The sequence below is a fragment of the Pseudomonas sp. ESBL9 genome, from assembly GCF_036668715.1.
Classification (GTDB): domain Bacteria; phylum Pseudomonadota; class Gammaproteobacteria; order Pseudomonadales; family Pseudomonadaceae; genus Aquipseudomonas; species Aquipseudomonas lundensis.
The window spans coordinates 159,149-186,098 of sequence record NZ_JAZEVV010000005.1; the positions used below are offsets into that span (position 1 = coordinate 159,149).

Below are 26,950 nucleotides of genomic sequence, written 5' to 3' on the forward strand. Positions count from 1 at the left end.
CCCCATGGCGGTAAAAAGTGTACGGCCGCTTTTGATGCAATCTGTTACTTCTGTTGCACTGCTCCGATGTCTAGACTTCCAGATCCCCTGCCTTTGCCTTTGAGCTGAACCATGCCTGCCGCACCTCGTTTCCCGTTGCAATTGATCGGTGCTTTTTTCGCGTTGTACGTGATTTGGGGGTCGACTTATCTGGTGATCCGTATCGGCATTGAGTCCTGGCCGCCGCTGATGATGGCCGGGGTGCGTTTCCTCGTGGCGGGCAGCTTGATGTATGCGTTCATGCGCTGGCGCGGATCGCCTGCGCCCACGTGGGTGCAGTGGCGTTCGGCGGCGATGATCGGCTTTCTGCTGTTGGCCTGCGGCAATGGCGGCGTGACCCTGGCCGAGCACTCGGGCGTGGCGTCGGGGGTAGCGGCGTTGGCCGTGGCCACCGTGCCGTTGTTCACGTTGCTGTTTGGCTATTTTTGGGGCGCGCGCAATACGCGGCTGGAGTGGGCGGGGATTGTGCTCGGGCTGATCGGTATTGCCATGCTCAACCTCGGCTCCAACCTGCAAGCCAGCCCGCTCGGTGCGGCCATGATCCTGTTTGCGGCGGCGGCCTGGGCCTTCGGTTCCGTCTGGAGCCGTCACTTGCCACTGCCGGCCGGGCCAATGGCCAGCGCTGCGGAAATGCTCACGGCGGGCGCTGTGTTGCTCATCGGCAGCCTGTTGAGCGGCGAGCGTCTGACGCAAATGCCGACAGCCGCCGGTTGGGGTGCCTTGCTGTATCTGGTGTTTTTCGGCTCCATCATCGCGTTCAGTGCCTACATGTATTTGCTTAAAAACGTACGCCCGGCAGCCGCCACCAGCTACGCCTACGTCAACCCGGCCGTGGCGGTGATGCTTGGCATTGCCTTTGCGGGCGAGACCATCGGTTTTGAAGAGTGCCTGGCGATGGCGGTCATCATCAGTGCGGTGGTGTTGATCGGGTTACCGCAGTGGCGCAAGCAGAAACCCGTCTGAATTAGGGTAAACTGCGCGCCATTGCAACCTCTGCACCCACGCGCTGACCTTTTTCGACGGTATCCCCATGACATTCGCCTCCCTTGGCCTGATCGAACCCTTGCTGCGCGCCCTTGAGACGCTCGGCTACCAGACCCCGACCCCGGTTCAGGCCCAAGCCATCCCCGCCGTGCTGGCGGGCCGCGACCTGATGGCCGCCGCCCAGACCGGCACCGGTAAAACCGGCGGTTTTGCCCTGCCGCTGTTGCAGTCGCTGACCATGGAAGGCCCGAAAGTCGCCAGCAACTCCGTGCGTGCGCTGGTGCTGGTGCCGACCCGTGAGCTGGCCGAGCAGGTTCACGAAAGCATTCGCCAGTACGCCGAACACCTGCCGTTGAGCACCTACGCGGTGTACGGCGGCGTCAGCATCAACCCGCAAATGATGAAAATGCGCAAAGGCGTTGATGTGCTGGTAGCCACGCCGGGTCGCCTGCTTGACCTGTATCGCCAGAAAGCGATCAAGTTCAACCAGCTGCAAACCTTGATCCTGGACGAAGCCGATCGCATGCTCGACCTGGGTTTCAGCGAAGAACTGCGCGACATCTACCGCGCCTTGCCGAAAAAGCGTCAGACCTTGCTGTTCTCGGCCACGTTTTCGGATGCGATCCGCGCGCTGGGCGAGCAAATGCTCGATAACCCGCTGAGCATTGAAGTCAGCCCGCGCAACGTCGCGGCCAGCAGCGTCAAGCAGTGGGTTATCCCGGTCGACAAGAAGCGCAAGGCCGAGCTGTTCCTGCATTTGTTGCGCACCCAGCGCTGGAAGCAGGTGCTGGTGTTTGCCAAAACCCGCAATGGCGTGGATGACCTGGTGGGCAAGCTGCAAGCGCTGGGCATCAACGCTGACGGCATCCATGGCGACAAACCGCAGGCCACGCGCCAACGCGCGCTGGATCGTTTCAAGGCCAGTGAAGTGCAGATCCTTGTGGCCACCGATGTCGCGGCCCGTGGTCTGGACATTGAAGACTTGCCGCTGGTGGTCAACTTCGACCTGCCGATCGTGGCCGAGGACTACATCCACCGCATTGGCCGTACGGGTCGCGCCGGTCAGAAGGGCGAGGCGATTTCGCTGGTGTGTGCCGATGAGGTGAACATGCTCTCGGCCATTGAGATGCTGACTCGCCAAACGCTGCCGCGCCATGAAGAACAGGACTTCGAGCCAGAGCACCGCGTGCCCGAAACCGACGCCTCGGGTCAGGTGATCAAAAAACCGAAGAAGCCTAAAAAGCCCAAAACGTCCGGCGGTGGCGGTAAACGCAACCTGGGCAAATGGGTGGACAGCGGCGAAGTGGCCCCGACTGAACCCTCAGTCAAGCCTGTGCGTAAAGTGCCCGTGTTCAACACCGGCCCGCGTAAACGCAAGTAAGGTTTTTAACCGCTACCGCGCGCTGGCGGGTAGCGGTTTTGAATCAGGCCTGAGGGTGCAGCCAGCTTAAAACCCCCAACCCGGCGGCGCGGCCACTGGCGAAACAGCCGGTGAGCAAATAGCCGCCTGTTGGCGCTTCCCAGTCCAGCATCTCGCCTGCGCAGAACACCCCCGGCAACGGTTTGAGCATCAAGTGTTCGTCCAGCGCCTCAAAGGTCACACCGCCCGCACTGCTGATGGCCTCGTCCAGCGGACGTGGCTTAATCAACTGCAACGGCAACGCTTTGATGGCACGGGCCAGCAGCGCCGGGTCTGCGAAACATTCAGCGGGTGCCAATTCGCGCAGCAGCGCGGCTTTCACGCCGTCCAGACCCAACTGGCTGTGCAGATGTTTGCTCATCGAGCGTGAGCCACGGGGTTTGGCGAGCGCCTTTGCCACGTTATCCACAGCCTTGCCCGGCAACAGGTCGATCAGAATCGTGGCAGCCCCTTGCCGGTTGATCGCTTCTCGAATCGGCGCCGACCACGCGTAAATCAGGCTGCCTTCGATGCCACTGGCCGTGATCACGCATTCACCCAAGCGCGGGTTGTGATGCTCCAGTGCAATGGCGATATTTTTCAGCGGTGCACCGGCAAATTTGGTGCGCAGCACCTCGCTCCAGCCAGGGACATCAAACCCGCAGTTGCTGGGTTGCAGGGCTGCCAGCGAGACCCCGCGTTCAGCGAGCAGCGGCATCCACGCCCCATCGGACCCCAGCCGCGCCCAACTGCCGCCCCCCAGCGCCAGGACGGTTGCGTCGGGGGTGAGGTGTTTTTCGCCTTCCGGGCTGTCGATGCGCAATGCGCCATCGGCTCGCCAGCCCAACCAGCGATGGCGGGTGTGGATAACCACGCCGGACTCGCGCAACCGCTTGAGCCAGGCGCGTAAAAGCGGTGCGGCTTTCATGTCGGAGGGGAACACCCGGCCCGAGCTGCCAACGAAGGTCTCGATGCCCAGATCGTGAATCCAGCGGCACAGCGCATCGGCATCAAAGGCACGCAACAGGGGCGCAATCTGGGGCGCCCGTTCGGCATAGCGCGACAGGAAGGCGGGATACGCTTCAGAGTGCGTGATGTTCATGCCCCCGACCCCAGCCAGTAAAAACTTGCGCCCGACCGACGGCATGGCGTCATACAGATCGACTCGCACACCCGCCTGACTCAGCACTTCAGCGGCCATAAGGCCCGCCGGGCCACCGCCAATGATGGCGACATGAGGGGGAAGGGAAGGGATGGCGTCAGTCATGGCAAGCTGCAAATCGGCGAAATAAGCGGCGCATTCTACCTGACTGCGCAAATCCGTAGTCGCTGCCGAGCAAGGGGGCGATGTACGCCCGTTCAACGCTCACACTTCACGTCCGGCGACGTCACGGCTCAAGCGTCCGTTCCAGCGCTCCCCGCCAGCCCAAAACGAGCATCACGACTGCATCTGTACGAAAAACACACAGCGCCTTGCAGGCCACGTGCTGTATGGCCTGCAAGGGCTTTCACTCAGGTTATCCACAAGCGGTTCCACAGGCATTGTGGGTAATTAATCGCAGCCCATTGCGCACCAGACCTTGTGCGCGCTGTGGTGCAAAATCCCATGACGGCGCGCCAGCGCCTTGCGGTCTTTGCTGTAGCCCCCGCCGATCACCCCGACCACCGGTATGTCCCGGCCCAGACAATGCCGCAGCACGGCTTCATCACGTGCGGCCACGCCTGCGTCTGTCAGTTTCAAGTACCCCAGCGCGTCGTCCTGGTGCACATCGACCCCGGCGTCGTACAACACCAAATCCGGCTGGTACAGCGGCAGCAAGTAATTCAGCGCTTCATCCACCACTTGCAAATAGGCGGCATCGCCCATACCCATGGGCAGGCCGATGTCCCAGTCGCTTTGCGCCTTGCGCGCCGGAAAGTTCTTTTCGCAGTGCAGCGAAACGGTCACCGCCTCTGGCGTAGTGTCCAGAATGCGCGCCGTGCCATCACCCTGATGCACGTCGCAGTCGAAAATCAGCACGCGACTGACACGCCCGCTTTCCAGCAAGTAACGGCTGATGACCGCCAGATCATTGAAGATGCAAAAGCCCGCCGGGTGGTCGTAGTGGGCGTGATGGGTGCCACCGGCCAAGTGGCAGGCCAGCCCGTGGCTCAATGCCTGCTCGGCGGCGAGCAGAGAGCCGCCGACGGCGCGAATGGTGCGCCGCGCCAGGGCTTCGCTCCAGGGCAGGCCCAGACGCCGCTGGTCTTCACGCGCCAGGGCTTCGCTCCAGGGCAGGCCCAGACGCCGCTGGTCTTCACGCGCCAGCTCGCCCGCCATATAGCGCTCGATGTACGCCGGATCATGGGCAAGGGCGAGGATATCCACAGGGCACAGCGCGGGGCGAAGCAGGTCGGCGTCCCGTGTTAGCCCGGTTTCCACCAGGTGGTCGCGCAACAAGCGGAATTTATCCATCGGGAAACGATGCTCGGGCGGGAACGCCGGGCTGTAGTCATCGTGATAAATCAGCGGTAAAGGCATGGGGATTTCACATCGGAACGAGCGCCGGATCTTAACAGCGCGGTACACTGGCCGACACATGAAAAGCCCGGTAATAAATCGGAGGGGTTTGATGGAGCAAATTCAGGAACTCGAAAGTGCCCGTCTTCGCCTGCGCCCGTGGCGAGACACGGATTTGGCAGCGTTTGCGGCCATGTGCGCCGACCCGCGGGTCATGCGCTATTTTCCGGGACTGTTGAGCCGCCTCGAAAGCGCCGCGCTGATCGGCCGTGTTCGCGGCCACTTCGCTGAATATGGCTACGGACTGTGGGCTCTGGAGCGTAAGGACAGCGGTGCGTTTATTGGTTTTACCGGTTTATTGAATGTCGGATTCGACGCACCGTTCACCCCTGCTGTCGAGATTGGCTGGCGCCTGGCGCCCGAGCATTGGGGGTTGGGTTACGCCAGTGAAGCTGCGTGGGCAGTGTTGCGCTGCGCCTTTGACCGGCTGGCGCTGGATCAAGTGGTGTCCTTTACCACCGAGGCCAATCTGCCCTCGCAGAAAGTGATGCAGGCCATCGGCATGCAGCGTGATCTGGCGGGTGATTTTGAACACCCGAAGATCCCCGAGGGCCATCCCTTGCGCCCCCACGTCCTGTATCGGATCAGTCGGGCGCAATGGTTGGAAACGCTGCACGGATAAGCAGGCAAATGACGTTCAAGTTGTAGGTTAAGCGGCGAGTGCCGAATTTTGTGTGGCCGTCGCAGCGAAGATTGCGCCGGTATTGCTCTGTGTGAGGAAAAACTGAATGAGCCAAGTGTTGGATGATCTGGTCAATTTGCTGACCCTGGAACCGATCGAAGAGAACCTCTTTCGCGGCCGCAGTCAGGACTTGGGCTTTCGCCAGTTGTTCGGCGGTCAGGTGCTCGGTCAATCGCTGTCCGCCATGAGCCAGACGGTTGAAGACGCCCGGCATGTGCATTCGATGCATGGTTACTTTCTGCGGCCCGGCGATGCCGGGCTGGCCGTGGTGTATCAAGTCGACCGCGTGCGTGATGGCGGCAGTTTCAGCACCCGTCGGGTGACCGCGATCCAGAAGGGCCAACCGATTTTTACCTGTAGCGCATCGTTTCAATACGACGAAGGCGGGTTTGAGCACCAGATCCCGATGCCCGATGTGGTCGGCCCGGAAAATCTGCCTTCCGAGCTGGACCTCATCCGTCAGCGCGCGCACCTGATTCCCGAGGCCATGCGCGAAAAACTGCTGTGTGCCAAGCCCATCGAGTTTCGGCCGGTAGTGGGGGAAGACCCGTTCAACCCCAAGGTCTGCGACCCGATCAAATACGTCTGGTTTCGCGCAGACGGCGCGCTGGCCGACACGCCCGCGCTGCACAAGTACCTGCTGGCCTATGCTTCGGACTTCGGCTTGCTCACGACTTCGCTGCTACCTCACGGCAAAGGCGTCTGGCAAAAAGATATGCAAGTGGCCAGTCTCGACCACGCCCTGTGGTTCCACGCGGATCTGCGCGCTGACGACTGGTTGCTGTACGCCATGGACAGCCCGTGGGCTGGCAATTCTCGCGGGTTCTCTCGTGGCAGTGTGTATAACCGCGCCGGGCAGTTGGTGGCGTCGGTCACTCAGGAAGGTTTAATTCGCCATCGCAAGGACTGGGCATGACGCTAAAAGACGTAAAGCATTGGGTGTTCGACATGGACGGCACGCTGACTGTGGCGGTGCATGACTTCAAGCTGATTCATCGTGAACTGTCCATCCCGGACGATGAAGACATCCTCACCCACCTCGCTGGTTTGCCGGCCGCCGAGTCGGCCGCCAAGCATGCCTGGCTGCTGGAGCATGAGCGCGAGCTGGCGCTGGCTTCCACCCCGGCACCCGGTGCGGTCGAGTTGATTCTTGACCTGGCTGAGCGGGGCGTGCGCTTGGGGATTCTGACCCGAAACGCTCAGGAGCTGGCGCAAATCACCCTGAAGGCCATTGGTCTGGATCAGTGTTTTGCTCCCGACGATGTGTTGGGACGTGATAACGCGGCCCACAAGCCCGACCCGGATGGCCTGTTGAAACTGGCCAAGGCGTGGGGCGTTGAGCCTGCGCAAATGGTGATGGTGGGGGATTTCCGCTTTGACCTTGAATGCGGGCGTGCTGCGGGCAGCAAGACGGTGCTGGTCAATGTCCCTGAAAACCCGTGGCCTGGTCTGGCCGACTGGCATGCCAGGGATTGTTTTGAATTGCGGCGCCTCGTGGCCTGATTCGCGGTCAACCTCATGCCAGGGCGATCAGCCCTGGCATCCCGCGCCCCGGCAGTTACAGGCGGGCAGCGGAGAAGGTGTCGCACTGATTGATGTCGCCCTGTGCAAAGCCGGTCTTGAACCACTTCACCCGTTGCGCCGAAGTGCCGTGGGTAAAGGAGTCCGGCACCACGCGACCCTGGCCTTGTTGCTGCAAGCGGTCATCACCAATGGCGTTTGCCGCGTTGAGCGCTTCCTCAATGTCTCCCGGCTCCAGCCAGTTCAAGCGTTTTTGCGCAACGCTGGCCCACACGCCTGCCAGACAGTCCGCTTGTAATTCCTGACGGACCAGCAAACCGCCATCGCCTTTCATGGGTTTGCCTTGCTGGCGGGCCATTTGCATTTTTGACGACACACCCAACAACGTTTGCACGTGATGACCGACTTCATGGGCAATCACATACGCCTGGGCAAAATCCCCTGCGGCCTGAAAGCGCTGAGCCATCTCCTGGAAAAAGCTCATGTCCAGGTACACTTTCTGGTCGGCCGGGCAGTAAAAAGGGCCGCTGGCAGAAGAGGCGAAGCCACACGCCGAGTTGATCTGGCCACTGAACAGCACCAATGTCGGGTCTTTATAGGTGCGACCGGACTGCTGAAAGACCTGACGCCAGGTGTCTTCGGTATCGCCCAGCACGGCACGCACGAACTCGGCTTGTTGATCGTTGGCCGGCGGAGCATGACCGGTTTGTTGCGAGACCTGCGGCGATGATTGCTCGGTTAACTGGCCGCTCAATTGCCCAAGAATTTGCATCGGGTCCTGCCCGGTCAGCAGGCCGAAACCGACAATGACCACCACGGCCATCAGGCTCAGGCCTTTACCGCCCCCAATACGCATCCCGCCGCTTCCGGTGCTTTGATCGCGCACGTCTTCAACGTTGTCGCTACGCCGGCCTTTTTTCCACAGCATGGAGGTGTCCTCTATCAATCTTGTTCATAAGTGTTGTTGCTGACGGGGTGCTGCGCCAGCCCGGTCGTCAGACGCTCTTGCAGTGACCGCGAAGTGTGGCACTTAGTGCGATGACGTCGCAGTGATAAGTTCAGGTCTACGGCAGTGAGACTTAATATCAATTGAAAATCATTCTCGACAAAAAGTAAGATGACGCCCCCTTTCCTTCATGCTCCAGGGAGTCGGTTTGTCGGATATGGATCTCAAGGGCTTGTTCCTCAAGCATGCCAACACCCTGCGCGGGTACTTGGCGCGCAAGGTACGTGACCCACAGCTCGCTGCCGATCTGGTGCAGGAAAGCTTCCTGCGTATGGTTGAGCATGGACGAAAAGCGAAAATCGACAACTCTCCCGGTTATCTTTACCGCACGGCGCGCAACCTGCTGGTGGACCACATCCGTCAGGAAACCCGTCGAAAAACCGACTCGGTAAGCCATGAAGCCCTGGCTGAAATCGAGGATGAAATGGCAGGGCTGGAGGCCCAGGCAATGGCCGAGCAACAGCGCAAAGCCTTGAAACAGGCGCTTTGCGAACTGCCCGAGCGAACTCAGGAAATATTTCGACTCAACCGGATCGAAGGCATGACCCACGCTGAAGTGGCGCGTCATCTTGAAATCTCTGATAGCTCAGTGCAAAAGCATCTGTCCAAAGCCTTGGCTTATGTCATGCAGCGTCTGCAGACTCCGGAGCAGTAATTTTCCTACCTATCGACAGATGGCTTACTGAGAACCTTCACGCAAGACGTCACTGCCTATACCTAATGAGAATTTGAGATTCATACGTGAATAGCCAAGGCCCCGAGCAGCAGATCATTACGCAGGCGGCCGCCGAATGGGCGGTGCGTCTGCACGCGGGCCCGTTGAGTGACGAGGTGCAGGCGCACTTGGCCCAGTGGTTGGCGTGTGATGAGCGTCATCGGCCTGCGCTGCAGTTTGCGCAGCAGACATGGGCGGCGCTGGGGGAGTTGGCGCTGGAACCGCACGCACTCAAGCCCGAGGCTCACCGTTTAAGGCCCGAGTCGCCGTGTGCCCGGCCTGCGCCCGTCACTCGACGCCGTCGGCCGTTGCGCTGGGCAGGGCGTGCGGCGGCCGTTTGCATGGTGCTGGCAGTGGCGTGGGTCGGCGGGCCGAACCTGCTGGTGCAGATGCAGGCTGACTATCGAACCGGCACGGGCGAGTTGCGCACTGTGCAACTGGATGACGGCAGCTCGGTGGAGCTGGATGCGTCGAGTGCCATTCGCATTGATTACGACACCCACGAGCGGCGCATCAGCTTGCTGGCCGGTTCCGCCGTGTTTGACGTTGCGCCCATGGGCGAGGCCGAAACCCGACCGTTCGTGGTGCAAAGTGCCGGGGGGCAGACCCAGGCCTTGGGCACCCAGTTTGTTGTCGGGCGCCAAGGCGCGGATCAGGCCTGGGTCGGCGTTTTGCAACACAGCGTGGCGGTCAGCGTGCAATCGCCACCCAACGGGGGCGCCGCGCAACAGGTGCTCAAAGAAGGCCAAAGTGCGCGCTATACCCCACAGCGCGGCGTGCAGTTGTTGCCGGGCTTTGACCTGAGTTCAGCCACCGCTTGGCGCCGGGGCGTGCTGGTGTTTGACCGCCAGCCGCTGGACCAAGTGATTGAGCAGCTCAACCGCTATCGCCCCGGCCAGGTCGTACTGGCCAACCCGGCATTGGCCAGTCGGCAGGTCAGCGGTGTTTTCCGCCTTGAAATGCTCGACGGGGCGCTGCACACCCTCTCCCGCGAACTGCACATCAAGCGCGTCGAAATGGCCGGTGTCAGCCTGATTTATTGACCGGTGATGCTGCCATTGACCGTCAACACGGGGCTACGAGCCATCAGCGAATCGCAGCCCCGTTTTACCTTTTTGAACATTAATCGCAAAAAGCCTTACTGAGTTTTCCCTGTTCGCACGTCTTGCTATTGAGATTCATTCGCAATGCAAATCGTGCACGTTTGGGGATAACAAGAATGGTGTTCAATCAGCGCAAAGGGGTAGGGGCCGCCAGCCGGTTAGCCTTTGCCGTTCATGTCGGTGTGTTCGCGTTGTTGGCAGCGCAGGTGCCTGCTCAGGCGGCTGAAAAAGCCGAGAGCGCAGTGCAGCAAACGTTCATTGCGTTTCATATTCCGGCCCAGCCGCTGGACAAAGCGGTTCTGCAATTTGCCGAGCAGGCCGGTCTGCAAGTGCTGTTCGACAGCCACCTGCTGCAAGGTCTGCATGCCCCGGCACTCAAAGGCGACTTCGGGGTACAGGAAGGCCTGGCGCGACTGGTAGGTAGCAACCCGATTGAATACCGCTTCACGGGCGAGCGCCAAGTCACCCTGACCCGGGTGGACGGCAACCCCACCGGCGCGCTGGCCCTGGGCACCACCTCTATTTCTGCCAGTGAGGCAGAAGGCAATAGCGCTGACTGGGTGTATCAGACGCCCTCTTCCGTGGCCGTGATTACCCGCGACCAAATAGACAAACGTGCCCCGCGCCACGCTGCAGACATGCTGGAAGAAACCACGGGTGTGTACACGGCCGTCAATCAGCGGGATCCAGGTTTATCCGTCAATATTCGTGGCGTTCAGGACTATGGCCGCGTGAACATGAACATCGACGGCATGCGCCAGAACTTCAACGTTAACGGTCATCAACAGCGCAATGGCGTCATGCTGGTCGATCCCGAAATGCTGTCCGGTGTGCAAATCGATAAAGGCACCCAGTCGGCAATGGGAGGCGCGGCCGTTATCGGCGGGATTGCGACCTTCAAGACGCTTGAAGCCAGTGACTACCTCAAAGATGGCAAAGAGTTCGGAGGACGGATTCGAGCGGGCAGCGGCATCGGTGAGCTGGCTAATGGCACCTACTTCAACGGCAGCGGCGTCTTTGCTTTTGGCAATGAAATGGGGGATGCACTTTTTGCTTACAGCGAACGTCATTTTGGCGATTACCGAACCGGGCGGCAAAACGCTGATAACTTGGGCACGCAGATTCGTAACAAAAACGTCTACCCCCAAGCCTGGAAGAGCTGGTTGAACAGTGAGGTCGGTGACACGGGCAGTGTGACCCGCTCACAAATGATCAAGTTTGGCCTGAACCTGCCAAACGATCAGCGCGCACAGTTCACGTATCTGGAAACAGACAGCGACAGTAATGACGCCTGGACCTACATCAATGCCCAGCACGATGGCTACGACTATGTGCGCAGTAGCAAGAGCAATATCAATACCGGCAACCTGGCATTGGATTACAGCTACAACCCCGATAACGAGCTGATCGACTTCAAGAGCAAGTTCTATTACGTCAATACGCAGCTTGACCGCCGCAACGCGCCCCACAATGCCTCCGCCAGTAGCGGCAATGCCTTTGGTGCTTATGAAGATCAGTTTCGCACCAGTACATGGGGCTTTCAGGCCGAAAACACATCGCTCTTTGACTTCAACAATTTAGGGGTGTTGAGGTGGAACTATGGCTTTGAGGGCTACCAGGACATTCTCAAGTCCAAAAACAATCTGGTGCCTTCGCAGAATGAACAAGACCTGGCCTGGGTTGAAGGTGCCGACCCTGAGGGCAAGCGCACAATGGCCAGTTTGTTCAGTCGCCTGGATTATCAATACAGTGACTGGCTGACACTGGATGCCGGGTTGCGTTATGACCGCTATCGACTGGATGGCAAAACAGGCATGAGTGTGTGGGAGTTGCCTGTTCATCGGGTCGTTAATGGCGTGCCTACCGTTGTAGGGGGCACGGCCAAGCGCATTGACTATGTCTATGACACCGAGCGTGAGGAGGGCAGGTTTTCACCGACGTTCGGCATTGGTGTAAAGCCGGGCATCGATTGGCTTCAGCTCTATGCGCGTTGGGGCAAAGGCTGGCGCCCGCCAGCAGTGACCGAGGTCTATATGACCGGTCGCCCTCATGGCGGCAGCGCACCTGAGCGGGTATTCCCCAATCCTTTCCTGAAAGCGGAAGAGTCCCGGGACTGGGAATTTGGCTTCAATGTATTTAAAGAATCATTGTTTTTTAATAATGATCGCCTCGGCATAAAAGTGGCTTACTTTGATAACACCATCAAAAACTTTTCTTTCATGCACTATGGTGTTGCGCTGCCTGAAACGTCCAGCGGCGGCAGTTTGGGGCGCTCGGCGTATGTGAATAACAGTGCGGATACGCGTTTTCGGGGTGTGGAATATCAGTTGAACTATGACATGGGGCGTGTGTACACCCATTTGAATTACACGCATATGATTGGCAAGAACGAATTCTGTGCCAGTGACTATTACATGGGCGGCGCGAAGATAAGAGGCAAACAAATTAGCAGTTGGCGCGAACCGTACACACGCCCTGATGGAAAAATTGGCTACACCACAAAACGTGAATATGAGTGGCTTGATAACCCGCTCGCCAGCAATAAAATTAATTGTGGTCCGACCATGGGCAACGCCGCCTATATGCCTGCTGACAGGGGCTCGCTTACAGTCGGTGCGCGGTTTCTTGAGCGACGTCTGGATACCGGAGTGCGTTTACGTTACAGCCCGGGCAATGGTGAAAACCTTAACGACTGGAATTACAGCGGGCTTGAACAGGCCGCATGGCCCAAGTACAGCGTCTATGACCTCTATGCGAGTTACTGGCCAACGGATAAGTTGAACATTACGTTGTCATTGGAGAATGCGACTGATGAAGCTTATTTTGTGGCCATGGGCGATACCAACAATTTGAGCATGGCGCGTGGCCGAACATTAAGCGGCATGCTCGAATACACCTTTTAAATAACAGGCAAGCGCTGTGTTATAGAACCGGTTTGCTCACGCGTTGAGTAAAGGTGCGTCATCGTGCGCACACCTTCCTTAAACCTTCTATGGACGATATTAAGTTATGACGCTTTCAATTAATTACAACTCGGCAGTAGGCGCTGATTCGATTCATGACGTACTGACAGATTGGGCTCAAGGCTTTAAGACGGCCGGTCATGGTGTGAGTAATACCGGTGGTTTTAATGGCGGGGCCCGTGAACTGAGTGGTGAGCAATACGCCACTCACGGCAGTCATCAGTCGGATTACGCTTTTATTGCTGAAAGTAATGCCACCCAGGGGTTGAACTATGTCTATAACCCCGGCGTACCGGCGGGCGACAACATGAACCACTTCCTGTGGGGGCAACTGGATAACGTGAAGTTGGGCGAAGTGCTCACCGGCGGTGCGGGCAACGAATTTGCGTTGAACGACTACACCGTTTCCTTCAACGGCCTCGACCTCTCCGCGGCCAGTGACGCCGGCCGGGCAGGCAACGCTGTTCAGGACGTGATCTATGGCCTGATGAAAGGCGACGTCTCGGGCCTGGAAGGGGCACTCAACAACCTGCTGAGCGGGTTCGGCCTGTCCACCGATTCCACCTTCGACGACCTGGCCGCCGCCGGTCTGGCACACGCCGACGCACCGCTGGCCGCCGATATCGATCTGGTGGGTGTGCAAGACGTGGCTCAGGACTGGGCATTGGCGGCGTAAACCCCGTCTTGTCCTGTAGCCACGGTTGACGGCTGACAGGACGCCGTTGTGCCGCGCATGCCCCCCCAGCGTGCGCGGTTTTGTTGGTTCATCGCTCACGGAATCGCTTCATGACCCGGCACAATGCCCACGTCGCCAACGAGATGCTGGCTGCCTTGACGGCCTACAAGCGTGCTTTTTTCAACATCGGCCTGTTCTCGGCCGTCATCAATTTACTGATGCTGGCCCCCGCGCTGTATATGTTGCAGGTGTACGACCGGGTGCTGGCATCGGGCAATCTCATGACCCTGTTAATGCTGACGCTGATGATCCTCGGGCTGTTCGCCCTGATGGGCGCGTTGGAGTGGGTGCGCAGCCAGGTGGTCATCCGCCTCGGCACGCAAATGGACATGCGCCTGAATCAGCGGGTGTATGACGCGGCATTTGAAGCGCAATTACGCACCGGCAGCCCCGCCGCCGGGCAGGCGCTGAGTGACCTCACACGCTTGCGTCAGTTTGCGACCGGCAATGCGCTGTTCGCGTTTTTCGATGCGCCGTGGTTCCCCGTGTATCTGTTTGTCATCTTCATGTTCAGCCCGTGGCTGGGGCTCTTGGCCTTGGGCGGGGCCGTGGTGCTGATGCTATTGGCATGGATCAACCAGCGGGTTTCGCACGGCCCTCTAAAAGCCGCAAGCGAATGGTCGGTGGAGGCCACGCAGCAGGCCAGCGCTCACCTGCGCAACAGCGAAACGATCGAGGCCATGGGCATGCTCGACACCCTGCGCGAGCGTTGGCTGGCACAGCACATCGCGTTTTTGACGCAACAAAACCTGGCCAGTGAAAAAACCGCCACCGTCAGCGCCTGGTCCAAAGGTGTGCGCCTGGCCCTGCAATCGCTGGTGCTGGGGCTCGGGGCATGGTTGGCCGTGCAGGGGCAGATGACGGCGGGGATGATGATTGCAGGGTCGATCCTGATGGGGCGCGTGCTCAGCCCGATTGATCAGTTGATTGGCGTCTGGAAACAGTGGTCGTCCGCCCGTTTGGCGTATCAACGTCTGGAGGCGTTGTTGCAGGCCTATCCGCCGCGCCCGCGTCGGATGGCATTGCCTACGCCCACAGGTGAATTGTCCGTCGAGCAACTGGGCGCCTGCGCACCGGGCACCCGGCGCGCCACGTTGGCCAACCTGAGTTTCGCGTTGCCCGCCGGTCAAGTGCTGGGCGTCATCGGCCCTTCAGGCTGCGGCAAGTCCACCCTGGCACGATTGCTGGTGGGGGTCTGGCAGCCCGTCACGGGCAAGGTCCGGCTGGACGGCGCGGACTTGTCGCAGTGGGACAAACACCAACTCGGCCCGCATCTGGGCTATTTGCCTCAGGACATTCAACTGTTTGCAGGGACCATCGCGCACAACATCGCACGCTTTGCAGAGGTCAATGCCGACAAGGTGCTGGCCGCTGCGCAAATGGCGGGCGTCCATGAACTGATCCTGCAATTGCCACAGGGGTACGACACCGTGCTGGGCGACAGCGGCGCCGGGTTGTCCGGTGGGCAAAAGCAACGCATCGGGCTGGCGCGTGCCGTGTACGGCTTGCCCGCCGTGATCGTCCTCGACGAGCCCAATTCCAATCTGGACGACGCGGGAGAGCAGGCGTTGTTGCAGGCGATTACCCGGCTGAAAACCCTGAAGCGAACGCTGATCTTGATTACCCACAAGCCCAATGTGCTGACCCTCACCGATCAACTGCTGATCTTGCGTGACGGGCAACTGCAAGCGTTCGGACCGACCGCCAGCGTGCTGGCGGCACCGGCTCCAGGGCAAGCGCGCGCTGCGAAACCGGCCATGAACGTGAGCTACCGCCTCGGTGTGGTAGAGGCGGGCAAGGCATGAGTCTTACGAACGTTAAAGCGCTGGACGACCGTAACGTCCTGCAACTGGATGACCGCCGCTACGCGCGGTTGGGGTGGCTGTTGATGCTTGGCGGTTTTCTCGGTTTTCTCGGTTGGGCCGCGCTGGCGCCTCTCGATAAAGGCGTAGCCGTGTCAGGCAACGTCATGGTCTAGGGGCACCGCAAAGTGGTGCAACACCCCAGCGGCGGAATCGTGGCGCGCATTGATGTGCGCGAAGGTGACAGCGTGACGGCCGGGCAGGTGCTGATTCGCCTCAAGGAGACGCCTTTGCGGGGGCAGGCGCAGTCGTTGCGCAGCCAGTTTTATGCGTCGCTGGCCAGCGAAGCACGGCTCAATGCCGAGGCCGATGGCGCCACACACGTGAGCTTTCCGCCCGAACTGCTGGCCCACCAGGATGAGCCCGAGGTGGCGCCCAATCTGGCGTTGCAAGCGCAGTTATTCCATAGCCGACGTCAGGCATTGCTGCTGGATCAGCAGGGCATCGGTGAAAGCATTGCAGGCGCCGAGGCGCAACTGCGCGGGGTGCGTGATTCCCAGGCCAATAAAATCCTGCAACGCACGGCCCTGACTGAACAGCTGGAAGGCCTGCGTGAACTGGCCCGCGACGGATACATCCCACGCAACCGGCTGCTGGACAGTGAGCGCGTGTATGCCCAAGTGCTGGGGTCGATCAGCGAAGACTACGGGCGCAGCGGGCAGTTACAGCGACAAGTGCAAGAGATGCGTCTGAAAGTGCGTCAGTTGGCCGAGGAGTATCAAAAGGAAGTCCGCACGCAATTGGCCGAGACCCGTGTGCGTACAGAAGACCTGCGTCACCGGCTGGCCTCGGCAGAGTTCGAACTGGCCAACAGTCAGCTGCGTGCGCCTGCGTCGGGCATTGTGGTGGGGCTGGACGTGTTCACCGAAGGTGGCGTTATCAAGCCCGGTCAGGCGTTGATGGAAATCGTCCCGCAAGGCGAGCCCTTGCTGGTGGAGGCGCGCGTGCCCGTCGAACTGGCTGACAAGGTGCATGCAGGGTTGCCGGTTGAACTGATGTTCTCGGCTTTCAGCCAGAGCACCACGCCCCGGGTGGCGGGTGAGGTGACGCTGGTGTCGGCGGATCGGCAGGTGGATCAACGTACTGACGAACCGTATTACACACTTCGTGCCCAAGTCAGCGAAGCCGGGCTCAAGCAACTGGCCGGTTTGCAGATCCGTCCGGGCATGCCGGTGGAAGCGTTCGTGCGCACGGGCGAGCGTTCGCTGCTCAACTACGTGTTCAAGCCCTTGCTCGACCGCACCCACATGGCGCTGGTGGAGGAATGAGCGTGCGCCGACTTTTTTGCGCGGTGGTCATGGCCTGCGGCTGTTCGATGCCCTCGGCGCAGGCGTTGGGGTTGCTCCAGGCGTATGACTTGGCCGTGCGTAACGATCCGACGTTTCAGGCGGCGATTGAAGAACGGGCAGCGGGGTAGGAAAACCGCGCCCTGGGTCGCTCCGCGTTATTGCCGACGTTGTCGTGGAACTACAACAACTCGCGTAATGCTTCGCAGGTCACCCAAGCCGACACGCGCACTGACCGTGACTACCGCAGTTATGCGTCGACCCTGACCTTGCAGCAGCCGTTGCTGGACTACGAAGCCTATGCCCGATTCCGACAAGGTGCGGCGCAAGCGTTGTTCGCGGATGAGCGCTTTCGCAGCAAAAGCCAACACCTGTTGGTTCGCGTGCTAAGTGCCTACAGCCAGGCGCTGCTGGCCCGCGAGCACATTGAGTTGAGCCGTGCGCAAAAGCGCGCCTATGCCGAGCGCCTGCAACTGAACCAGCGTTTGCTCAAAGGCGGCGAAGGGACGCGCACCGATGTGCTGGAAACCCGCGCGCGCCTGAGCATGGCCGTGGCGCAAGAAATCGAAGCGCAGGACGATCAGGACGCCGCGTTGCGTGAATTGGAAGCGATGTTGGGTAAACCGTTGCAGGTTGAAGACCTCGACCCGCTGGTGGCGCCTTTCACTGTCCCGCCACTGGAGCCTCAACGTTTTGAAAACTGGCGCGAACTGGCCTTGGCCAATAACCCTGAACTGGCGTCGCAACATCATGCCCTGACATCGGCCGAGTACGAAGTGGAGCGCAAGCGGGCCGGTCACCTGCCCACGCTCAGCCTGTATGCCAGCAGTCGGCAGTCCAGCTCCGATTCAGAAAGCACCTATAACCAGAAATACGACACCAACAGCGTAGGCATTCAGCTGCGTGTGCCGTTGTTTGCAGGGGGCTCGGTGTCGGCTTCCACGCGTCAGGCGGCGCGGCAATTGTCTCAGGCGCAGTACGAACTGGACGCACAGACCGCGGCCACGTTGGTTGACCTGCGCAAACAGTTCAACCTTAACCACAGCGCGGCGGCCAAGGTGCGGGCATATGAAATGGCAGTGGACTCCGCCAGTGCCCTGGTGCAAGCGACGCAAAAAAGCGTACGGGGCGGGGAGCGGGTCAATCTGGACGTATTGGACGCAGAGCAGCAGTTGTTCAGTGCGAAGCGGGATTTGGCGCAGGCGCGTTACGCTTATTTGCTGGCGCGGGTGCAGCTCAAGTATTACGCCGGACTATTGAATGAAGGGGATTTGCAGCAGATGGCCGGGTATTTTCAACCCTGAAAACGCCAACCCTTGACGCTGCCTCGCGCCTCGTCGGTGACTACAGGTTGCAATGTAGTCACTCACGAGGCGCGCAGGGCTGTGGTTTTTGGGGGTTACCGGCGAACCAGTAGCACACCCGATTCCATGTGGTGGGTCCACGGGAACTGGTCAAACACCGCGCAACGCTCGATGCGGTGGGTGTCGTGGAGTTGGGCGATGTTCTCGGCCAGGGTCAGCGGGTTGCACGAGATGTACAGAATGTTATCGAAGCGGCGGGTCAGTTCGCAGGTGTCCGGGTCCATGCCGGCACGCGGCGGGTCAACGAATACGCTGCCGAAGTCGTAGCTTTTCAGGTCAATGCCCTGCAAGCGGCGGAACGGACGCACTTCGTTCAGCGCCTCGGTCAATTCTTCAGCCGACAACCTGACCAGCGTGACGTTATCCACAGCGTTGTCGCGCAGGTTGTTGAGCGCTGCATACACCGAGGTCTTGCTGATTTCAGTGGCCAGGACTTTGCGCACGCGGGTCGCCAACGGCAGGGTGAAGTTGCCATTGCCGCAATACAGTTCCAGCAAGTCGTCCGAACGCTCGCCCAGCGCTTCGTAAGCCCAGTTGAGCATCTTCTGGTTGACGGTGCCGTTGGGCTGGGTGAACGCGCCTTCGGGCTGTTGATAACTGAACGTGCGGCCTGCCACGTCGAGTTTCTCCACCACATGATCGCAACCGATCACCACACGTTTGCCTTTGGAGCGGCCAATCACGCTGATGTCGAGGTCTTTGGCCAACTGTTCGGCGGCGTTCTGCCAGTGCTCGTCCAGCGGACGGTGGTAGCACAAGGTAACCATCGCATCGCCAGCTAACGTGGTCTGGAACTCGACTTGAAACAGTTTGTGGCTCAACGCGGCGCTGGCTTTCCAGGCGGCCTTGAGCTGCGGCATCAATTGATTGATGCGCAGGCTGGCAATCGGGAAGGTGTCGATCAGGATCGGCGTGCGCTTGTCTTGCGGGGAAAACATCGCGTAGTGACGTTCGCCCGCTTCGCGCCACAGGCGGAATTCGGCGCGCAGGCGGAAGTGTTCCATCGGCGAGTCGAAGACCTGAGGCTGTGGCGCGTCGAACGGCGCGAGTAACTCACGCAGACGATTGGCCTTGGCCTCCAGTTCGACGGCATAGGTTGCAGAATCAAACGGCAAGGCACTCATGCGTAAAACCAACCCAACTTGACCACGAACAGGACCGACAGAATGATCAACGGTGCATTCAGTTCGCGTGCGCGGCCCGACAGCAACTTGATCACGGTCCAGGAAATGAAGCCGAAGGCAATGCCGTTGGCGATGGAGTACGTGAACGGCATCGCCAGCGCGGTGATGACCACCGGTGCGGCAACGGTCACGTCGTCCCATTCGATTTCGGCCAGGCCACTCATCATCAGTACCGCCACGAACATCAGGGCTGGCGCGGTGGCGAAGGCCGGTACGCTGGCCGCCAGGGGCGAGAAGAACAGCGCCAGCAGGAACATGATGCCGACCACGATGGCGGTCAGGCCGGTACGGCCACCGGCGCTCACGCCCGCTGCCGATTCGATGTAGCTGGTGGTGGTCGAAGTACCCAGCAACGAACCGGCCATGGCCGCGGTGCTGTCAGCAATCAGGGCACGGCCCATTTTTGGCATGTGGCCATCTTTGCCCATCAGACCGGCGCGTTTGGCAACGCCGATCAGGGTGCCCGAGTTGTCAAAGAGGTCGACGAACAGGAAGGCAAAAATCACGCTGATCAGCCCGATGTCCAGTGCGCCTTTGATGTCCAGTTGCAGGAAGGTCGGGGCCAGCGAAGGCGGCATCGACATCACGCCACCGAACTCGGTCACGCCCATCAGGATGGACGCGACGGTCACGCCCAGAATCCCGATCAGCACGGCGCCACGGACCTTCAGGGCTTCGAGTGCCACGATCACGGCAAAGCCCAGGGAGGCCAGGACGACTTTGGGTTGCGTCAGATCGCCCATGCCGACCAGCGTGGCCTGGTTGGCCACTACGATGCCCGCGTTACCCAGCGCGATCAGCGCCAGAAACAGGCCGATGCCGGCAGCAATTGCCGAGCGCAGGGGCAGCGGAATGCTGTTGATGATCCATTCGCGGATGCGAAAGATCGACAACAGGAAGAACAGCACGGCAGAAATGAAGACGGCACCCAGCGCGACCTGCCAGGTGTGCCCCATGTGCAGGACCACGGTGTAGGTGAAGAAGGCGTTCAGCCCCATGCCCGGCGCCAGTGCGATCGGGTAGTTGGCGATGATGCCCATGATGGCCGAACCGATGGCTGCCGCCAGACAGGTCGCGACAAACACGGCGCCTTTATCCATGCCGGTCTCACCGAGGATGCTCGGGTTTACGAACAGGATGTAGGCCATGGCCAGAAACGTGGTGATACCCGCAAGAATCTCGGTCCGCACGTTGGTGTTGTGTGCCTTGAGTTGAAACAGCCTTTCCAGCATGCCAGTCCCCGTGGCGCCCCCAGGCGCCGTTATTAAATCGTTTTCAACAGCAAAGCACAGACTTGTAGCGCCTGAAGATTTTCTGTCTGTCGGAAAAAGCCGCGCATCATACCAGCAGCTTCAGCGGATGGCTGCTTTGGTTTGGGTGAGCGGCGATGTTTTGTAACGACTGGGGGACAGGCATACTGTGTGCCAGTTTTTCGGGGGACTTATGACGCGCACCATCAACTCTGTTTTGGCTTGTTTGAGCCTGTTCCTCAGTGCAGGTCTCCAGGCGGCGCCAGCGCTGCCCCTGAGTGCGGTCGAGATTTTGCAGGTGGTGTCTAAATCGGGCGCGACAGAGGAAGTGCGCAGCACGGACACCACCCAACGCACGCACCATGGCGCCAACATCCGCGTGCATGTGCTGGAGCGGGGCTATGGCGGTCATCAGCCGTGGGTAACGTTCAATGGCCATGAGGTCGATGGCACGCGCACTCCGGTGTGTAACCAGGGCGAGGGGCTCGTGACCTGCAACGGTGCAGGAACCACGGTGGGCTACCTGTATACGTTCACCTTGAGTAACACCGATGGCGGCTGGTTCGAGTTCGCTAACACCTCGCTGGTGCCGCCGCATAACCGGCTCAGTGCGCGCCTCTATATAAAGTAGGTGTTCCCCAAACGCCGCGACTACGCGGCTTTTTCTTCCAGCATCCGGTCGCGTCTGGCCAGACCCGGGAACAATTTTATCCACAGCCCGGTGACGATCAGCGTTCCGACGCCGCCCATGACCACTGCGGGCACGGTGCCCAGCCAATGAGCTGTCGCGCCCGATTCGAACTCCCCCAACTGGTTAGATGCACCGATGAACAGGCCATTGACCGCGCTGACGCGGCCGCGCATTTCATCCGGGGTTTGCAGTTGCACGAACGACGCGCGAATCACCATGCTGATCATGTCCGCCGCGCCGAGCACGACCAGGACTGCCATTGAAAACCAGAAGGATGTCGACAGCCCGAACGCAATGGTGGCGACACCGAACACGCCCACGGCCGTAAACATGATGCGGCCGACCTTGCGTTCTACCGGGAACCGGGCCAGCCACAATGACATCAGCAGCGCACCCACTGCCGGTGCCGAGCGCAACATGCCCAGACCCCACGGGCCGGTGAGCAGGATGTCTTTGGCAAATACCGGCAAGAGCGCCGTTGCCCCGCCCAGTAGCACGGCACATAAATCCAGTGAGATCGCGCCCAGCACGTCCGGGTGACGGCGGATGAAGCGAATGCCGCCCAATAGCGAGTCCAGCGTGGCCTTGCCTTTGTTCAGTGCCGCTTGCCGTGCAGGCAGGTTGCTCATCAACAGCGCGGCAATCAGGTACAGCGCAACGGAGGGGCCATACACCCAGACACTGCCAAAGGCGTAGAGCAAACCGCCAAATGCCGGGGCAATAATGGTGGCCGATTGCTGCGCCGCTTGGGCAGCGGCCACGGCGCGGGGGAACAGACTGACCGGTACGATCGAAGGCAACAGGGCTTGCGTGCTGGGCATTTCGAAAGAGCGCGCGCTGCCCAATAGAAACGCCAGCAGGAAGATCATCTCCCGCGTCACGTGATCGCTTGCGCTGCTGATGGCCAGTGTCAGTGCAATCATGGCCTGTACGGTTTGGCACAGCGCCGCCACTTTGCGGCGGTCATAGCGATCGGCCACGTGCCCGGTGTGCAGCATGAATATCACGCGTGGGGCAAATTCGATAAGCCCGACCCAGCCCAGGTCCATGACGTTGCCCGTCAATTGATAGAGGTTCCAGCCGATGGCCACGGTCAGCATTTGAAACGCACTGGCGGTAAAGATGCGGGCAAACCAAAAGGCGACAAACGGTCGGTGATGGCGCAGCAATAAAGGCGGGGTAGTCATCAAGAAGAGGGCCGTTGGTGCGGGCAGGGGAGAGCGCGAGATTATCATTAATCTGTAACAAGTGATGACGCGAAGTAGTGCGCGGAAAAGCTGACCAAGGGGCGCTCATAAACCGTGTTCCAGCGATTACCTGCACTTCTTGCAACGGTCTATTCCGGGGCCTGGGACATCATGTCACGCGACAACAAACCACATTAGCCGCTCGACCAGAATGGACTACTCTTTCAGCAATGCTTGATCCAGATCAAAACACCTCGCGTTTTATCTGGAATGGCCAGCCGGCCAGATCCCCTTCGTGCCTTGGTTGAAAGAGCGAACACCGATTCGCACTGGCCCAGGCCTGCGGGACAGTTGGATACGGGCGCCGTGCCTGTGTTCTGAACGACCTGATACCTGATAGAGGAAAGCTTATGTTCGGTTTGGAGGCTTTAGATCTCGCCCGAATTCAGTTTGCGTTTACCGTATCGTTTCACATTATTTTCCCCGCCATTACCATCGGTCTCGCCAGTTATCTGATGGTGCTCGAAGGCATGTGGCTGAAAACCCGTGACGACACGTACCGCGATCTGTATCACTTTTGGTCGAAGATTTTCGCTGTCAACTTTGGTATGGGCGTGGTTTCCGGTCTGGTCATGGCGTATCAGTTCGGCACGAACTGGTCGCAGTTTTCCGACTTTGCGGGGTCTGTCACCGGGCCGCTGCTGACGTACGAAGTGCTCACGGCCTTCTTCCTTGAAGCGGGCTTTCTGGGCGTCATGCTCTTTGGCTGGAACCGCGTGGGTCGCGGCATGCACTTCTTCTCGACCGCGATGGTGGCCCTCGGGACACTGGTTTCGACCTTCTGGATTCTGGCCTCCAACAGCTGGATGCAAACGCCGCAGGGTTACGAAATCATCGACGGCCGCGTGATCCCGGTTGACTGGCTGGCGGTCATTTTCAACCCGTCGTTCCCGTACCGTCTGGCACACATGGCCACCGCAGCCTTTGTGGCGACGGCGTTCTTTGTCGGGGCCTCAGCGGCCTGGCACCTGTTGCGCGGCCGTAATACACCGGCCATTCGCCGGATGTTTTCCATGGCCATGTGGATGGCGCTGGTGGTTGCACCGGTTCAAGCCCTGATCGGGGATGCACATGGTTTGAATACCCTGGAGTATCAACCCGTGAAGATCGCGGCGATTGAAGGTCACTGGGAAAACAAACCCGGTGAGCCAACTCCGCTGATTCTGTTCGGCATCCCGAACATGAAAACTGAAACCACCGACTACAAGATCGAAGTGCCGTACCTGGGCAGCCTGATCCTCACGCACAGCCTGGATAAACAGATCCCGGCCATGAAGGATTACCCGGCCGCTGACCGTCCGAACTCGACCATTGTGTTCTTCACCTTCCGCATCATGGTTGCGTTGGGGATGATCATGATCTTCATCGGTCTGTGGAGTGTCTGGTTGCGTAAGCGCGGCACGCTGTACGAAAACCGCTGGTTCCTGCGTCTGGTGTTGTGGATGGGGCCGTCCGGTCTGATCGCGATCCTGGCAGGCTGGTTCACCACGGAAGTGGGTCGTCAGCCGTGGGTGGTTTACGGGCTGATGCGCACCGCCGATGCGTCGTCCAATCACAGTGTCACGCAGATGAGCATCACCCTGATCATGTTCGTGCTGGTCTACTTCTCACTGTTCGGGGTAGGGCTGGGTTACATGATGCGTCTGGTGCGCAAAGGCCCGGTGACTCACGAAGGCGACGAACACCCGTCCGGTGGTCCAGGTCAGCAACGCACGCCTGCCCGTCCTTTGTCTGCTGCCCATGAAGGCACAGAAGAAGGTCACAGCGACAGCCTGAACAAGGGGAATTGAGTCATGGGTATTGATCTGCCACTTATCTGGGCAATCATCATCATCTTCGGGATCATGATGTATGTGGTCATGGATGGCTTCGACCTCGGGATCGGCATCCTCTTCCCGTTCATCAAGGGCGAGAAAGACCGCGATGTGATGATGAACACGGTCGCGCCCGTATGGGACGGTAACGAAACCTGGCTGGTACTGGGCGGGGCCGCGTTGTATGGCGCCTTCCCGCTGGCGTACTCGGTGGTGTTGTCGGCGCTGTACCTGCCACTCATATTCATGCTCATCGGCCTGATCTTTCGCGGCGTGGCCTTCGAGTTCCGCTTTAAGGCCCGCGCCGAGAAGCGCCACATTTGGGACAAGGCGTTCATCGGAGGCTCGATTGCGGCGACGTTCTTCCAAGGTGTCGCGCTGGGTGCGTTCATTGATGGCATCCCGGTGGTCAATCGTCAGTACGCTGGCGGCGGACTGGACTGGCTCTCGCCGTTCACCGTGTTCTGCGGGATTGCACTGATCGTGGCGTATGCCTTGCTCGGTTGCACCTGGCTGATCATGAAAACCGAAGGCCACCTGCAAGAGCGCATGCACAAGCTGGGTCGCCCTCTGGCATTGGCGGTATTGGTCCTGATGGGCGTGGTGAGCCTGTGGACACCGCTGGCGCATTCCGACATCGCGGCGCGCTGGTTCACGTTGCCTAATTTGTTCTGGTTCCTGCCCGTACCGATTCTGGTACTGGTGACCCTGTACGCATTGCTCAAAGCGATCGCCCGTAATGCCCACTACACCCCGTTCCTGTTGACCCTGGTGCTGATTTTCCTGGGTTACAGCGGGCTGGGTATCAGCCTGTGGCCAAACATCGTCCCGCCTGCGATATCGATCTGGGATGCAGCGGCGCCGCCGCAAAGTCAGGGTTTTATGCTGGTCGGAACCCTGTTCATCATTCCGTTTATTCTGGGTTACACCTACTGGAGCTACTACGTGTTCCGCGGCAAGGTGACCCACGAAGACGGTTACCACTAGTCGCATGGGCCGCTGCGGCCTGCGGGTCGCAGCCATTGCCTGCAGAGGAGTGCTGAACATGGCTGGAAAAGATTATCTGAACGACGTGCAAGAGTGCGAGAAGAAGCCGCTGTGGCAACGCATTGGCTGGTTGCTGGTGATCTGGACCGCCAGTGTGGCGAGCCTGGCGGTGTTTGCCATGCTGGTACGCCTGTTTATGTCGGCGGCCGGGATGAAAAGCCACTGACTTCTCATCCCGTTGCCTTGCAGTACAGATAAAAAAACCGCCTCGGCGGTTTTTTTTATCTGTGCACACGCCTTGCCATAGCCGCAGTCCGTGATCGCCGGAGGCTTTACTTGCGCGCTTTGAGAATGACGAACTTGGGCGTCGCGGCCACTTGTTCGACACCCCGAAACAGTTTCGCCAATTTGCTGTGGTAGCCCAAATGGCGATTGCCGACGATGTACAGCGCCCCCCCCACCACCAGTGCATCGCGGGCCTGATTGAACATGCGCCATGCCAGAAAGTCGCCCACGACCTGCTGTTGATGGAACGGCGGATTACACAGCACCACGTCCAGTGATTGTGGCGCCTGGCCAGCCAGTCCGTCATCAGCCCGCACGACAACCTCGCGATCACCCAACGCCGCCTGCCAGTTCTCATGTGCCGACTGCACCGCCATAAACGATTCATCGACCAAGGTGTAATGCGCATCCGGGTTACTCAGCGCACTGGCAATCGCCAGAACGCCATTGCCACACCCAAGATCCGCCACCCGCGCCGCCCCCAGATTTTTGGGCAGGTGCGGCAGAAACGCCCGCGTGCCGATATCCAGGCCCTCGCGGCAGAAGACGTTGGCGTGGTTGATTAACTCGATGGCGGGCTCATCCAGCCGGTAGCGGGTCGGATAAGGTGAGGTGAAAGGGCCTTTGTCTTCCACCGTTGCGCTCAGCAGTCGTGCTTTTTTCACGGCCAGCGAGGCCTGTACCGGGCCGATGTAGCGCTCCAACAGATCACCGGCCGCGCGGGGCAAGTGTTTGATCATGGCGCCCGCAATCACCTGGGCGCCCGGCGCCAGTTGGCCTTGCAAACGGATCAGTTGCTCTTCAAGCAATGCCAGGGTTTTTGGCACTTTGACCAATACACAATCGAACGGCCCGATCAGTGGCTGGCTCGCCGTGATGACGGTCACTGCATCGAATGCAAACTGGTTACGGGTGAGGTTTTTTTCCAGTGCCTGAATGGCCAGGAACGAGTCACTGCTGCTGGTGACGTGCATTGAGTCGACCAGGCTGATAGCCAGCGCACCAAAACTGTCATTGAGCACCAGGACACGACTGCCTTTGGGCAGATTCTGTTCAGCCAGGTGATTGAGTAAATATTCGTCCGCAGCATCGAAGGCCTGAAGCGGCTCATTCTGTTGTTCAGGCTGGCGGATCAAGTGGAGTTGAGCGAACGGGGTGTCGAGCACAGGCATTTGAACAAACTCTGGGGAATCGACAGCGGGTCTGTGCCTTGAGGGCAAGAATCAACACTGGCGTCCGTGGGGTTTACAGGTGTGCGCGATTTTACTTTTT

The 26,950-nt window shown here is 59.7% G+C and carries 21 protein-coding genes and 2 pseudogenes; 16 read left to right on the forward strand and 7 right to left on the reverse strand.

Translation table 11 applies throughout. From position 1 onward, the window contains the following. The first annotated feature begins 111 nt into the window (after positions 1 to 111). Both yedA and V6F78_RS15645 read left to right on the forward strand, forming a co-directional pair. Positions 112 to 1,002, forward strand: a complete 891-nt coding sequence (gene yedA, locus V6F78_RS15640; protein WP_048376705.1) for a drug/metabolite exporter YedA — start codon at positions 112 to 114, stop codon at positions 1,000 to 1,002. A 67-nt stretch (positions 1,003 to 1,069) separates the two neighbouring features. Continuing rightward, positions 1,070 to 2,404, forward strand: coding sequence for a DEAD/DEAH box helicase (locus V6F78_RS15645; RefSeq protein ID WP_048376707.1), 1,335 nt, complete (start codon positions 1,070 to 1,072; stop codon positions 2,402 to 2,404). Between the two features lie 43 nt (positions 2,405 to 2,447). On the opposite strand, the gene V6F78_RS15650 is transcribed toward V6F78_RS15645, so the two are convergent. Further along, positions 2,448 to 3,689 carry a TIGR03862 family flavoprotein gene (locus V6F78_RS15650; RefSeq protein ID WP_048376780.1) on the reverse strand — a complete coding sequence of 414 codons (1,242 nt, stop codon included), beginning with the start codon at positions 3,687 to 3,689 and terminating at the stop codon, positions 2,448 to 2,450. A 285-nt stretch (positions 3,690 to 3,974) separates the two neighbouring features. Beyond that, positions 3,975 to 4,943, reverse strand: a complete 969-nt coding sequence (locus tag V6F78_RS15655; protein ID WP_332727750.1) for a histone deacetylase family protein — start codon at positions 4,941 to 4,943, stop codon at positions 3,975 to 3,977. A 91-nt stretch (positions 4,944 to 5,034) separates the two neighbouring features. Here V6F78_RS15655 and V6F78_RS15660 point away from each other — a divergent pair, with 91 nt between their 5' ends. The 3 genes from V6F78_RS15660 to V6F78_RS15670 all read left to right on the forward strand — a co-directional run bounded on the left by V6F78_RS15660 (position 5,035) and on the right by V6F78_RS15670 (position 7,167). Continuing rightward, the gene (locus V6F78_RS15660) at positions 5,035 to 5,604 is read left to right on the forward strand and encodes a GNAT family N-acetyltransferase (RefSeq protein WP_047273538.1); all 570 of its coding nucleotides are present in this window, start codon (positions 5,035 to 5,037) and stop codon (positions 5,602 to 5,604) included. 106 nt (positions 5,605 to 5,710) lie between these two features. After that, positions 5,711 to 6,580 carry an acyl-CoA thioesterase gene (locus V6F78_RS15665; RefSeq protein WP_047295666.1) on the forward strand — a complete coding sequence of 290 codons (870 nt, stop codon included), beginning with the start codon at positions 5,711 to 5,713 and terminating at the stop codon, positions 6,578 to 6,580. Then, entirely contained in the window at positions 6,577 to 7,167 is a 591-nt protein-coding gene (locus V6F78_RS15670; RefSeq protein ID WP_047273540.1) for an HAD family hydrolase, read from the forward strand. Before V6F78_RS15665 ends, V6F78_RS15670 begins: the two co-directional genes overlap by 4 nt. Positions 7,168 to 7,222: 55 nt before the next feature. Here V6F78_RS15670 and ypfJ read toward each other — a convergent pair whose 3' ends face one another. After that, positions 7,223 to 8,113: a KPN_02809 family neutral zinc metallopeptidase gene (gene ypfJ / locus V6F78_RS15675; protein ID WP_047273541.1), complete on the reverse strand. Its 891-nt coding sequence runs from the start codon at positions 8,111 to 8,113 to the stop codon at positions 7,223 to 7,225. A 226-nt stretch (positions 8,114 to 8,339) separates the two neighbouring features. Here ypfJ and V6F78_RS15680 point away from each other — a divergent pair, with 226 nt between their 5' ends. The 7 genes and pseudogenes from V6F78_RS15680 to V6F78_RS15710 all read left to right on the forward strand — a co-directional run bounded on the left by V6F78_RS15680 (position 8,340) and on the right by V6F78_RS15710 (position 18,160). Next, complete coding sequence (locus V6F78_RS15680) at positions 8,340 to 8,846, forward strand: RNA polymerase sigma factor (RefSeq protein ID WP_048376711.1); 507 nt, start codon at positions 8,340 to 8,342, stop codon at positions 8,844 to 8,846. A gap of 86 nt (positions 8,847 to 8,932) precedes the next feature. After that, positions 8,933 to 9,949 carry a FecR family protein gene (locus V6F78_RS15685; RefSeq protein WP_047295662.1) on the forward strand — a complete coding sequence of 339 codons (1,017 nt, stop codon included), beginning with the start codon at positions 8,933 to 8,935 and terminating at the stop codon, positions 9,947 to 9,949. A 176-nt stretch (positions 9,950 to 10,125) separates the two neighbouring features. After that, positions 10,126 to 12,912, forward strand: coding sequence for a TonB-dependent receptor (locus tag V6F78_RS15690; RefSeq protein ID WP_094990491.1), 2,787 nt, complete (start codon positions 10,126 to 10,128; stop codon positions 12,910 to 12,912). A gap of 106 nt (positions 12,913 to 13,018) precedes the next feature. Further along, positions 13,019 to 13,648: a heme acquisition protein HasA gene (locus V6F78_RS15695; RefSeq protein ID WP_094990490.1), complete on the forward strand. Its 630-nt coding sequence runs from the start codon at positions 13,019 to 13,021 to the stop codon at positions 13,646 to 13,648. 110 nt (positions 13,649 to 13,758) lie between these two features. Then, positions 13,759 to 15,513, forward strand: coding sequence for a type I secretion system permease/ATPase (locus tag V6F78_RS15700; RefSeq protein ID WP_332727757.1), 1,755 nt, complete (start codon positions 13,759 to 13,761; stop codon positions 15,511 to 15,513). Beyond that, positions 15,510 to 16,838 (forward strand): annotated as a pseudogene (locus V6F78_RS15705) (HlyD family type I secretion periplasmic adaptor subunit). Before V6F78_RS15700 ends, V6F78_RS15705 begins: the two are co-directional and overlap by 4 nt. 29 nt (positions 16,839 to 16,867) lie before the next feature. Then, positions 16,868 to 18,160, forward strand: a pseudogene (locus tag V6F78_RS15710) (TolC family outer membrane protein). Positions 18,161 to 18,255: 95 nt separating this feature from the next. On the opposite strand, the gene trmA reads toward V6F78_RS15710, so the two are convergent. Both trmA and V6F78_RS15720 read right to left on the reverse strand, forming a co-directional pair. After that, positions 18,256 to 19,344 (reverse strand): tRNA (uridine(54)-C5)-methyltransferase TrmA, encoded by a 1,089-nt coding sequence (trmA, locus tag V6F78_RS15715; RefSeq protein ID WP_332727759.1) that lies wholly within the window; start codon positions 19,342 to 19,344, stop codon positions 18,256 to 18,258. Then, positions 19,341 to 20,636, reverse strand: a complete 1,296-nt coding sequence (locus tag V6F78_RS15720) for an NCS2 family permease (RefSeq protein WP_047295653.1) — start codon at positions 20,634 to 20,636, stop codon at positions 19,341 to 19,343. Before V6F78_RS15720 ends, trmA begins: the two co-directional genes overlap by 4 nt. 211 nt (positions 20,637 to 20,847) lie before the next feature. On the opposite strand from V6F78_RS15720, the gene V6F78_RS15725 reads away from it, so the two are divergent. Further along, entirely contained in the window at positions 20,848 to 21,285 is a 438-nt protein-coding gene (locus V6F78_RS15725) for a DUF4879 domain-containing protein (RefSeq protein WP_047295651.1), read from the forward strand. 20 nt (positions 21,286 to 21,305) lie between these two features. Here V6F78_RS15725 and V6F78_RS15730 read toward each other — a convergent pair whose 3' ends face one another. Continuing rightward, a complete protein-coding gene (locus V6F78_RS15730) occupies positions 21,306 to 22,532 on the reverse strand; it encodes an MFS transporter (RefSeq protein WP_371264260.1) in 1,227 nt (408 codons plus the stop codon). Positions 22,533 to 22,942: 410 nt separating this feature from the next. Between V6F78_RS15730 and V6F78_RS15735 the strand changes: the two genes are divergently transcribed. The 3 genes from V6F78_RS15735 to V6F78_RS15745 are packed head-to-tail and all read left to right on the forward strand — an operon-like array spanning position 22,943 to position 25,619. Then, positions 22,943 to 24,382: a cytochrome ubiquinol oxidase subunit I gene (locus tag V6F78_RS15735; RefSeq protein WP_047279073.1), complete on the forward strand. Its 1,440-nt coding sequence runs from the start codon at positions 22,943 to 22,945 to the stop codon at positions 24,380 to 24,382. Between the two features lie 3 nt (positions 24,383 to 24,385). Further along, entirely contained in the window at positions 24,386 to 25,393 is a 1,008-nt protein-coding gene (gene cydB / locus V6F78_RS15740; protein ID WP_047295647.1) for a cytochrome d ubiquinol oxidase subunit II, read from the forward strand. Positions 25,394 to 25,451: 58 nt separating this feature from the next. After that, a complete protein-coding gene (locus tag V6F78_RS15745) occupies positions 25,452 to 25,619 on the forward strand; it encodes a DUF2474 domain-containing protein (RefSeq protein WP_047273554.1) in 168 nt (55 codons plus the stop codon). 106 nt (positions 25,620 to 25,725) lie between these two features. On the opposite strand, the gene V6F78_RS15750 is transcribed toward V6F78_RS15745, so the two are convergent. Continuing rightward, positions 25,726 to 26,850, reverse strand: a complete 1,125-nt coding sequence (locus V6F78_RS15750; RefSeq protein ID WP_047295645.1) for a methyltransferase — start codon at positions 26,848 to 26,850, stop codon at positions 25,726 to 25,728. Positions 26,851 to 26,950: the final 100 nt, after the last annotated feature.